Raw genomic sequence first — 9,930 nt, 5'->3', positions numbered from 1 at the left:
TCCCGGGTCAAGCCCGGGACGACAGCAGCGCGCGCAGTCACGCGACCGCGTCAAAACACCAGGCCAGAATGCCCTTTTGCGCATGCAGGCGGTTCTCGGCCTCGTCGAACACCACCGATTGCGGACCGTCGATCACCTCGTCGGTGACTTCCTCGCCGCGATGTGCAGGCAGGCAATGCATGAACAAAGCATCTGGCTTCGCCAGCGACATCAGCTTGGCATTGACCTGATAGGGCCGGAGTAGATTGTGCCGGTGCTCGCCGTCCTTGTCGCCCATCGACACCCAGGTGTCGGTGACGACGCAGTCGGCGCCACGCACGGCTGCTTCGGGATCGTTGCCGAGCACGATCGGCGCCTGGGTCGCCTTGATCCAGTCGCGCATCGCCTTGTTCGGCGCGAGCTGTGGCGGCGTCGCGATGTTGAGGGCGAACTTGAAACGCTCGGCGGCATGCGCCCATGACGCCAGCACGTTGTTGTCGTCACCGGTCCAGGCCACGATCTTGCCCTCGATCGAACCGCGACGCTCCTCGAACGTCATCAGGTCGGCCATCACCTGGCAGGGATGCGAGCGCCGGGTCAGCCCGTTGATCACGGGGACGGTCGCATGCGCGGCAAGCTCGAGCAGCGCATCGTGGTTGAGGATGCGGATCATGATCGCATCGACATAGCGCGACAGCACCCGCGCGGTATCGGCGATGGTCTCGCCACGGCCAAGCTGCATCTCGGCACCGGTGAGCATGATCGATTCACCGCCAAGCTGGCGCATGCCGACGTCGAACGACACCCGCGTGCGGGTCGAGGGGCGCTCGAAGATCATCGCCAGCGTCTTGCCTTCGAGCGGCTTCGTAGCCCTCTCATGCGCCTTCAGTCTCGCCTTCATGGCGGCGCCGGCGGCGAGCATGGCGCGCAGCTCGTTGAGCGACATTTCGTTGATGTCGAGGAAGTGACGGGGTGCCTTGCTCATCATCCCGCTGCCTTCTTCGACGGTCCACTTGAGAGCGCGGTGCAGGCGCGCTCGAGGCAACCGATGGCGTGCTCGATCTCGGCCTCGCCGACGATCAGCGGCGCGAGGAAGCGCACCACATTATCGCCGGCGCCGACCGTGAGCAGCTTCTGCTCGCGCAGGGCGTTGACGAGGTCGCCCGAGGGCACCACGGCCTTGACGCCGATCAGAAGCCCCTCGCCGCGCACGTCCGCGAGAATGGACGGATAGCGGTCGACCACGGAGGCGAGCTTCTGCTTGAGCAGGAGCGACATCTTCTGCACGTGATCGAAGAAGCCGGGCTGCAGCATCACATCGAGCACGGCGCTGGCGGCCGCGACCGCGAGCGGGTTGCCGCCGAAGGTCGAGCCGTGCGAGCCCGGCGTCATGCCGGACGCGGCTTCCGCAGTCGCAAGGAAGGCGCCGATTGGAAAGCCGCCGCCGAGCGCCTTGGCCAGCGACATCACATCGGGAGTGACCCCGATGCGCTTGTAGGCGAAGAGATCGCCGGTGCGGCCCATGCCGGTCTGCACCTCGTCGAAGGCAAGCAGGAGGCCGTGCTCGTCGCAGAGCTGGCGCAGCGCCTTGAAGAAGGCCGGCGGCGCGGAACGCACACCGCCTTCGCCCTGCACCGGCTCGATCAGGATGCCCGCAGTCTGCGGACCGATCGCGCGCTTCACCGCTTCGATATCGCCATGCGGCACCTGGTCAAAGCCGTCCATCGGCGGGCCGAAGCCCTCGAGATATTTCGCCGCGCCGGTCGCGGCCAGCGTCGCGAGCGTGCGGCCATGGAAGGCGCCTTCGAAGGTGACGATGCGATAGCGCTCCGGATGTCCCTTCGAGAAGTGATAGTGACGCACGACCTTGATCACGCCTTCCATCGCTTCCGCGCCGGAATTGCAGAAGAACACGAAGTCCGCAAAACTCTGCTCGCACAGCCGCGCGGCAAGCTTCTCGCCGTCCGGGCTCTTGAACAGGTTCGACATGTGCCAGAGCTTCGTCGCCTGCTCCTGCAGCGCCTTCACCAGATGCGGATGGGCATGGCCGAGCGCGTTCACCGCGACGCCGGAGGTGAAGTCGAGATAACGCTCGCCTTTGGTCGAGATCAGCCAACAGCCTTCCCCGCGTTCGAAGCCGAGATCGGCCCTGGCAAAAACGGGAAGCAGATGCGACGTGGCGCTGTCGGTCATGGCGATCACTGAAGGGTTTTAGACAAGCCTTTCAGATGAGCCCTGGCGGCGTGCAGCGATGCAGACACGCGGCTGGAGCTCATCCAGCGAAAACAAAACGTGCCGCCTTTGCAGGGCGGCACGTAAAGGCATTCTATGCGCGCGGCGGGTGCTGTCAATCGCCACGAAGCCGCCAGGCCGCGCTGCAAAGTACCGGGTAATCCGCGGGTTTCCAGTGTAGTGGAAAAGCCCGATTGCAATCCCTAAATGTCGGAACATGTGGACGCATAGGCGCGGACTCTTGCGCCAGAGTCACGCCATATTGTAGCGTTTGGCCTGTCGGGTACGACATCTCGTGCGGCAGTTTTGATCCCTAGAGTCCTTTGTGTGCGGCGTACACGTTCGGGTGCGGTTTTCGTGCCCGGCGAGCCTTAAGGGATTCTGCCCGCAGGGATTTTTGAGATTAGGCATCGCAGCGCTGTCCCAGGATCGGCCGGCGCAACGCGAAGGGAAAGATGCGATGACGGTATTGACCTGGTCCGACGAACGCGTCGAGCAATTGAAGAAGCTCTGGGAAGCCGGGCTCTCGGCCAGCCAGATCGCAGCGGAACTCGGCAACGTGACGCGCAATGCAGTGATCGGCAAGGTGCACCGGCTCGGCCTCTCGGGCCGCGCCAAGAGTCCTGCTGCAGCCGCGCCGCGGCAGCGCAAGGCGCGTCCCGCACAGCCGATGATGCGCGTAGCGCGGCCGGTCTCCCGCGGCAACACCGCACTCGCCCACGCCTTCGAGGTGGAGGTGGAAGCGGACCCTATCGCCTACGACAATGTGGTGCCGATGAGCCAGCGGCTGTCGCTGCTCGAATTGAACGAGGCCACCTGCCACTGGCCGGTCGGCGATCCCTCGAGCCCGGAATTCTTCTTCTGCGGCGGCAAGGCGCTTCCCGGCCTGCCCTATTGCGCGCACCACTCCCGCGTCGCCTACCAGCCGGCAGCGGACCGCCGCCGTCCGACGGTCAAGCCGTCACACGGCAAGTAAGCCGACGACAGATCGTAGCCCGGGTGAAGCGCAGCGCAACCCGGGAAGGCTGTATCAGCAGGTCCAAATTTCCCCGGGTTACGCTTCGCTGCACCCGGGCTACGGATTGAGGTCGCCGAGTTACGACTGCTCGGCCTTCGCGAAGCGATCATCCAGCGCGTAGCCCGCGCCGCGGACGGTGCGGATCGGATCCTGCTCGCGGCCGGGATTGAGCAATTTGCGCAGGCGGCCGATGTGGACGTCGACGGTGCGCTCGTCGATATAGATGTCGCGCCCCCAGACGCTGTCGAGCAACTGCTCGCGGCTGAACACGCGGCCGGGATGCTCCAGGAAGAACTCCAGCAGGCGATATTCGGTCGGGCCGAGATCGATCGGACGGCCCGAGCGCGCGACGCGACGCTTCTCGCGGTCGAGCTCGATATCGCCATAGGTGAGCACGGTGGCGAGCCGCTCCGGGCTTGCCCGGCGCAACAGGCCCTTCACCCGCGCGAGCAGTTCGGGCACCGAGAACGGCTTGACGATGTAGTCGTCGGCGCCGGTCGCCAGTCCCCTCACGCGCTCGCTTTCCTCGCCGCGCGCGGTCAGCATGATGATCGGGAGCTGCTTGGTCTCCGGCCGCGCCCGTAGACGGCGGCACAGCTCGATGCCGGAGAGCCCCGGCAGCATCCAGTCGAGCACGACAAGGTCGGGAATGCGTTCCTTGAGCCTTGTGTCCGCATCATCTCCACGGGCGACCGTTTCGACATCATAGCCTTCTGCATCGAGATTGTAGCGCAACAGCGTCGTCAGCGCTTCTTCGTCTTCGACCACCAGAATGCGTGCGCTCATCGGCTTGGCTTCTCCTATAGCGGGATGACTCTCTGCCTGAATCGTCATCCCACTCTTCCTTTGATGTTTTGAGCAGGATCTTCTTCGGAAAACCGGCTTCGACTTTCCTGGATGTGCTCTAGTTGCCCGGAACGGTCGTGGCGAACGTCGTCATATCCCCCTTCGGCCGCTTGTCGGTCATCTGCTGACCCTCGATCATGTAGAACACCGTCTCCGCGATGTTGGTGGCGTGGTCGCCGATCCGCTCGATGTTCTTGGCGCAGAACATCAGGTGGATGCAGAACGAGATGTTGCGCGGATCTTCCATCATGTAGGTGAGGAGCTCGCGGAACAGCGAGGTGCAGATCGCGTCCACCTCCTCGTCGCTCTTCCAGACGTTCATCGCGGCCGGCAGATCGTGCGCGGCATAAGCGTCGAGCACGGACTTGACCTGCGACAGCACGAGGTCGGTCATGTGCTCCAAGCCGCGGATCAGCTTCAGCGGCTGGAAGTCGTTCTCCAGCGCGGCGACGCGCTTGCCCATGTTCTTGGCGAGGTCGCCGATCCGCTCGAGGTCGGTCGCCACCCGCATCGCGCCGACGATCTCGCGCAGGTCGACGGCCATCGGCTGGCGGCGGGCGATCGTCAGCACGGCGCGCTCTTCGATCACGCGCTGCAGGCTGTCGATCTCGATGTCGGAAGCGACGACACGCTTGCCGAGCGCAATGTCGCGGCGGATCAGCGCATCGACGGATTCGGTGATCATCCGTTCGACCAGCCCGCCCATCTCCGCGACCAGACGGGTCAGTTCCTGAAGATCGCTGTCGAACGCCTTGGCGGTATGTTCAGAAGCCATGATGTCCCTCCTCAACCGAACCGGCCGGTGATGTAGTCCTGGGTGCGACGATCGCTCGGCGAGGTGAAGATCTTGCTGGTGTCGTCGAACTCGATCAGTTCGCCCAGATACATGAACGCGGTCTTATCGGAGACGCGCGCCGCCTGCTGCATGTTATGCGTGACGATCGCGATCGTGTAGTCCTCCGACAGCTCCTGGATCAGTTCCTCGACCTTGGCGGTCGAGATCGGATCGAGCGCCGAGCAGGGCTCGTCGAACAGGATCACTTCGGGCCGCACCGCAACCGTACGGGCGATGCACAGACGCTGCTGCTGGCCGCCGGAGAGGCTCAGGCCGGAGGCGTTGAGCTTGTCCTTGACCTCGTTCCACAGCGCGCCGCCGCGCAGCGCTTTCTCGACTCGGCCGTCCATTTCGGATTTCGAGATCTTCTCGTAAAGGCGGATGCCGAAGGCGATGTTCTCATAGATCGTCATCGGGAACGGCGTCGGCTTCTGGAACACCATTCCGATCCGCGCCCGCAGCAGGTTGAGATCGAGCTTGGGGTCGAGAATGTTGGTCTTGTCCAGCATCAGTTGGCCGGTGGCGCGCTGGCCGGGATAGAGGTCGTACATCCGGTTGAAGATCCGCAGCAGCGTTGACTTGCCGCAACCGGAAGGACCGATGAAGGCGGTGACGCGGTTGGTGCCGAGCGCCAGGTTGATGTTCTTCAGCGCGTGGTGCTCGCCGTAATAGAAGTTGAGGCTGCGTGCCGTCACCTTCGGCGGCGCTTCCGGCAGCGATTTCTGGGGAATGGCCGCGCTCGGGCTGGTCGTCGATACGGTCATATCGGTCATTTTGCGCTCCTTTCGGCGCCGAGGATGCGCGCGCCGATGTTGAGCGCGAGCACGGTCAAGGTGATGAGCAGGGCCCCGCTCCAGGCGAGCTCTTTCCAATAGGCGTAGGGGCTCTGCACGAAGTTGTTGATGGTCACCGGCAGGTTCGCCATCGTCTTGGTCAGGTTCAGGCTGAAGAACTGATTGGACAGCGCGGTGAACAGCAGCGGCGCGGTCTCACCGGCGACGCGGGCGGTCGCCAGCAGCACGCCGGTGATCAGGCCGGAGCGCGCCGCACGATAGGCGATCCGCTTGATCACCAGCGAGCGCGGAAGGCCAAGCGCGGAGGCCGCCTCCCGCAGCGGGTTAGGGACGAGCAGCAGCATGTCCTCGGTGGTGCGCAGCACGACGGGGATGACGATCACCGCCAGCGCCAGACAGCCGGCCAGCGCGGAGAAGCCGCCCATCGGCACGACGACCGCGCCATAGATGAACAGGCCGATGATGATCGACGGCGCGCTCAAGAGGATGTCGTTGATGAAGCGGATCACCGAAGTGAGCCGGTCATGCTTGCCGTATTCGGCGAGATAGGTGCCGGCAAACAGGCCGAGCGGCGCGCCGATGCCGACACCGATCACGGTCATGATCACCGAGCCGACGATCGCGTTCAGGAGACCGCCATCGGTGGAGCCGGGCGGCGGCGTGTTCTTGGTGAAGACATCGAGGCTGAGGCCGGCGAGGCCGTTGTAGAACAGCGTGAACAGGATCAGCGCCAGCCAAGTCACCCCAAACGCGGCAGCGGCGATGCAAAGCCCGCGGATGATGATGTCGTTGCGACGGCGAGACCTGTAAATCGGATTCATGGCTCAGTTCCCCGCCTTCTTTTCCAGACGCATCAGCATCAGTCGCGCACAGGCGAGAACAATGAACGTCAGCACGAACAGCAACAGGCCGAGCAGGATCAGGCCCGATTGGTGCAATCCGTCACTCTCGGCGAATTCGCTCGCGATCGCCGCCGAGATCGTCGTGCCCGGCGCGAAGATCGAGGAGGAGATGCGGAACGAGTTGCCGATGATGAAGGTCACGGCCATGGTCTCGCCGAGTGCGCGGCCGAGGGCCAGCATGATGCCGCCGATCACGCCGACGCGGGTATAGGGGATCACGACGTTGCGGACGACTTCCCAGGTGGTGCAGCCGACCCCGTAGGCCGCCTCCTTCAGGACCGGCGGCACTGTCTTGAACACGTCGACCGAGATCGCCGTGATGAAGGGCAGCACCATGATCGCCAGGATCAGCGCGGCGTTGAACAGGCTGAGATAGGACGGCGGGCCGCCGAACACCGCGCCCAGCAGCGGCACGCCGTCGAACAGGCGGATCATGAACGGCTGGAAGGTGTTGGCGAGGAACGGGCCGAGCACGAAGAAGCCCCACATGCCGTAGATGATCGAGGGGATGCCGGCCAGGAGCTCAATCGCGATGCCGATCGGGCGGCGCAGCCATTGCGGGCAAAGCTCGGTGAGGAAGATCGCAATGCCGATGCCGACGGGAATGGCGATCAGCATCGCGATGATAGAGGTGATGAGCGTGCCATAGATCGGCCCGAGCGCACCGAGCACCGGCGGATCGGCCGACGGCGCCCAGCGCTGCGTCGACAGGAAGGCGAAGCCGTATTCCTTCATCGCCGGCCAGGCGCCGGCAATCAGCGAAAGAATGATGCCGCCAAGGATCAGGAGCACCGAAATCGCGCAGGCCCGGGTGATCCAGTAGAAGGTGATGTCACCGAGTTTGAAGGCGCTGAGGGCCTTGGCACGATCGTAAGGTCCGGAGGCTGCCATTACGTCGCTTTGAACGGCCATGTCTGCCACGCCAATCCCCTGTGTTGACTGATACAATAGAAGGGTCGCTTCTTGTCGAGCGATCTTGCCGACGAGTTTATCCGGCGCCGCTTCTGGGTCCGAGGACCAGACCCGGAACCCCTTGGGATTCCGGGATCACTTGCTGCACTCGCGCCCCGGAAGATGACGGGGCGCGAGGCTCTCGATGCGAGGCTCAGCTCTTGATGTCCGAGGCCCAGGTCTTTTCGATCAGCTTGACGACCGCTTCCGGCATCGGAATGTAGTCGAGCTCCTCGGCGGCCTTGCCGCCCTTCTCGAACGACCACTTGAAGAACTTGATGGCTTCGCCCGAAGCCGCCTTATCCGTCGGCTCCTTGTGCATCAGGATGAAGGTCGCCGCGGTGATCGGCCAGGACGCATCGCCCGGCTGGTCGGTCAGGATCACGTAGTAGCCCGGAGCCTTGGCCCAGTCCGCGTTGGAAGCAGCAGCCTGGAACGCAGCAATGGTCGGCTGCACGGTCTTGCCCGCCTTGTTGACCATCGCGGCATAGGTCAGCTTGTTCTGCTTGGCGTAGGCGTATTCGACGTAGCCGATGGCGTTCTTGGTCTGGCTGATGTTGCCGGCAACACCCTCGTTGCCCTTGGCGCCAACGCCAACCGGCCACTCGACCGCAGTGCCCGAGCCGACCTTGGACTTCCAGTCGGCGTTCGACTTGGAGAGGAAGTCGGTGAAGTTGAAGGTGGTGCCCGAACCGTCGGAACGGCGCACGACAGTGATGGCGTCAGAGGGCAGCTTCAGCTTCGGATTGAGCTTGGCAATCGCCGCATCGTCCCACTTGGTGATCTTGCCGAGATAGATGTTGCCGATCACTTCGCCCGACAGCACGAGCTCGCCCGGCTTGATGCCTTCGAGGTTCACGACCGGCACGATCGCGCCCATCACCATCGGCCACTGGACGAGTCCGTCCTTCTCGAGCTGCTCGGCCTTCAGCGGCGCATCGGTGGCACCGAAGGTCACGGTCTTGGCCTGGATCTGCTTGATGCCGGCGCCCGAGCCGATCGACTGATAATTCAGCCCGTTGCCCGTTTCCTTCTTATAGGCGTCCGCCCATTTGGAATAGATCGGGAACGGAAATGTCGCGCCCGCGCCAGTGATATCGGCCGCGAAGGCCGACGTCGAAACGGCCACCAAGCCGGCAGCGACGATTGTCCTAAAGAAATTCATGGGGTGGTCTCCAATCCTGTGAGCGAAGCGCCGGATGCGCCCGATCGCGCTCACGCCGGTCCGTTTAGGAGCGGTCGATGCTCGTTTTACGAAGGTTGGGTGACAGTTGGATGACACATTCAAGCAATTGAAATTGCTTGATTTTATGCCGCTGCGGCGGTCTTCACCTGGGGAAAACAGGCGGTAAAAGTAGCGCCGTTTTTCGGCACGCTTTCGATTAAGAGACGGCCGCGATGACGGTTAAGAATATGTTTCACCAAGGATAATCCGAGCCCGGTTCCGCCCTGGAGGCGGCTGTCGCCGACGTCGACACGATAGAAGCGCTCGGTCAGCCGCGGCAGGTGTTCCGGGGCGATGCCGGGACCGAAATCCCGCACCAGGACCCGGATCTCCGGGGCGCCCTCGCCGGAGGCGGCCTCCTTGAGCGAGACGATCACCCTGCCGCCGGAGGCGCCGTATTTCAGGGCGTTCTCGATCAGGTTTTCGAACAGCCGCAACAGCTCCTCGCGGTCGCCCGCGATCATGACCGGCGCCTCGGGAAGCTGGATCTCGATCACGACCTGCCGCTCGCGCGCCAGCGGCTCCAGGCCGTCGGCGACCTGGCGGATGATCGGGATCAGGTCGACGCAGGTGTCGGGGCGGACATGGGCCGAGAGCTCGACCCGCGACAGCGACAACAGATCGTCGATCAGCCGCGCCATCCGGGTGGCCTGGGTGTGCATGATGCCGAGGAAGCGCTCCCGCGCCCGCGGATCGTCCCTGGCCGGCCCCTGCAGGGTGTCGATGAAGCCCGACAGCGCCGCGAGCGGCGTCCGCAATTCGTGGCTGGCATTGGCGACGAAGTCGGCGCGCATTTCCTCGACCCGGCGCAGCGGCGTCAGGTCGTGGAAGGTCATCAGCATGCATTTGTCGGTGCCGCCGAACAGGGTCGGCACCGGCACCGGCGTGATCACCAATTCCATCCAGCGATCGACCGGGACATGATCGAGATAGGTGGCGCGCCGCGGCTCGGTGGTGGCGATCGCCTCGCGCAGCGCGGTGATGATCTCCGGCGACCGCAACGCGAATTGGGCCAGCTCGTTCTTGCGCAGCGCCGGCGCCAACTGGGCCGCTGCGGCATTGAGATGGATGACGCGCCCGGCGCGGTCGAGCAGCACCGCCGGGTCCGGCATGCCGGCGACGACGGCGGCAACCGCCCCGTTCTCGAC

10 protein-coding genes are annotated in these 9,930 nt (G+C 64.2%); 1 reads left to right on the top strand and 9 read right to left on the bottom strand.

Annotated elements, in window-relative coordinates; all coding sequences use genetic code 11:
* Positions 1-37: 37 nt before the first annotated feature.
* Both argF and CWO89_RS35205 read right to left on the bottom strand, forming a co-directional pair.
* A complete protein-coding gene (argF, locus tag CWO89_RS35210; protein WP_130583026.1) occupies positions 38-964 on the bottom strand; it encodes an ornithine carbamoyltransferase in 927 nt (308 codons plus the stop codon).
* A complete protein-coding gene (locus tag CWO89_RS35205; RefSeq protein WP_165421457.1) occupies positions 964-2,172 on the bottom strand; it encodes an aspartate aminotransferase family protein in 1,209 nt (402 codons plus the stop codon). Before CWO89_RS35205 ends, argF begins: the two co-directional genes overlap by 1 nt.
* Positions 2,173-2,671: 499 nt before the next feature.
* Here CWO89_RS35205 and CWO89_RS35200 point away from each other — a divergent pair, with 499 nt between their 5' ends.
* Positions 2,672-3,187, top strand: a complete 516-nt coding sequence (locus CWO89_RS35200; RefSeq protein ID WP_130583024.1) for a GcrA family cell cycle regulator — start codon at positions 2,672-2,674, stop codon at positions 3,185-3,187.
* Positions 3,188-3,307: 120 nt separating this feature from the next.
* On the opposite strand, the gene phoB is transcribed toward CWO89_RS35200, so the two are convergent.
* The 7 genes from phoB to CWO89_RS35165 form a co-directional block, all read right to left on the bottom strand.
* The gene (gene phoB, locus CWO89_RS35195) at positions 3,308-4,015 is read right to left on the bottom strand and encodes a phosphate regulon transcriptional regulator PhoB (RefSeq protein ID WP_028163454.1); all 708 of its coding nucleotides are present in this window, start codon (positions 4,013-4,015) and stop codon (positions 3,308-3,310) included.
* Between the two features lie 118 nt (positions 4,016-4,133).
* Positions 4,134-4,850, bottom strand: coding sequence for a phosphate signaling complex protein PhoU (phoU, locus tag CWO89_RS35190; RefSeq protein WP_130583023.1), 717 nt, complete (start codon positions 4,848-4,850; stop codon positions 4,134-4,136).
* Positions 4,851-4,861: 11 nt separating this feature from the next.
* On the bottom strand, positions 4,862-5,674 hold the full coding sequence (gene pstB / locus CWO89_RS35185) for a phosphate ABC transporter ATP-binding protein PstB (protein ID WP_463702013.1): 813 nt from the start codon (positions 5,672-5,674) through the stop codon (positions 4,862-4,864).
* A 5-nt stretch (positions 5,675-5,679) separates the two neighbouring features.
* The gene (pstA, locus tag CWO89_RS35180) at positions 5,680-6,525 is read right to left on the bottom strand and encodes a phosphate ABC transporter permease PstA (RefSeq protein WP_130583021.1); all 846 of its coding nucleotides are present in this window, start codon (positions 6,523-6,525) and stop codon (positions 5,680-5,682) included.
* Between the two features lie 3 nt (positions 6,526-6,528).
* Entirely contained in the window at positions 6,529-7,518 is a 990-nt protein-coding gene (gene pstC, locus CWO89_RS35175) for a phosphate ABC transporter permease subunit PstC (protein WP_165421456.1), read from the bottom strand.
* Between the two features lie 193 nt (positions 7,519-7,711).
* Positions 7,712-8,722 carry a phosphate ABC transporter substrate-binding protein PstS gene (pstS, locus tag CWO89_RS35170; RefSeq protein ID WP_130583019.1) on the bottom strand — a complete coding sequence of 337 codons (1,011 nt, stop codon included), beginning with the start codon at positions 8,720-8,722 and terminating at the stop codon, positions 7,712-7,714.
* Between the two features lie 143 nt (positions 8,723-8,865).
* Positions 8,866-9,930 (bottom strand): ATP-binding protein (locus CWO89_RS35165; RefSeq protein ID WP_130583018.1); only part of this gene is annotated, 1,065 nt, incomplete at its 5' end.

The sequence above is a fragment of the Bradyrhizobium sp. Leo170 genome (assembly GCF_004296405.1).
Lineage (GTDB): Bacteria > Pseudomonadota > Alphaproteobacteria > Rhizobiales > Xanthobacteraceae > Bradyrhizobium.
The sequence above is the reverse complement of the archived record's forward strand: the minus strand, read 5'-3'. Positions and strand labels throughout refer to the sequence as shown.

Coding starts and splice junctions, on each gene's coding strand:
- argF (WP_130583026.1), bottom strand. CDS start 964: ATGAGCAAGGCACCCCGTCACTTCCTCGACATCAACGAAATGTCGCTC.
- CWO89_RS35205 (WP_165421457.1), bottom strand. CDS start 2,172: ATGACCGACAGCGCCACGTCGCATCTGCTTCCCGTTTTTGCCAGGGCC.
- CWO89_RS35200 (WP_130583024.1), top strand. CDS start 2,672: ATGACGGTATTGACCTGGTCCGACGAACGCGTCGAGCAATTGAAGAAG.
- phoB (WP_028163454.1), bottom strand. CDS start 4,015: ATGAGCGCACGCATTCTGGTGGTCGAAGACGAAGAAGCGCTGACGACG.
- phoU (WP_130583023.1), bottom strand. CDS start 4,850: ATGGCTTCTGAACATACCGCCAAGGCGTTCGACAGCGATCTTCAGGAA.
- pstB (WP_463702013.1), bottom strand. CDS start 5,674: ATGACCGTATCGACGACCAGCCCGAGCGCGGCCATTCCCCAGAAATCG.
- pstA (WP_130583021.1), bottom strand. CDS start 6,525: ATGAATCCGATTTACAGGTCTCGCCGTCGCAACGACATCATCATCCGC.
- pstC (WP_165421456.1), bottom strand. CDS start 7,518: ATGGCCGTTCAAAGCGACGTAATGGCAGCCTCCGGACCTTACGATCGT.
- pstS (WP_130583019.1), bottom strand. CDS start 8,722: ATGAATTTCTTTAGGACAATCGTCGCTGCCGGCTTGGTGGCCGTTTCG.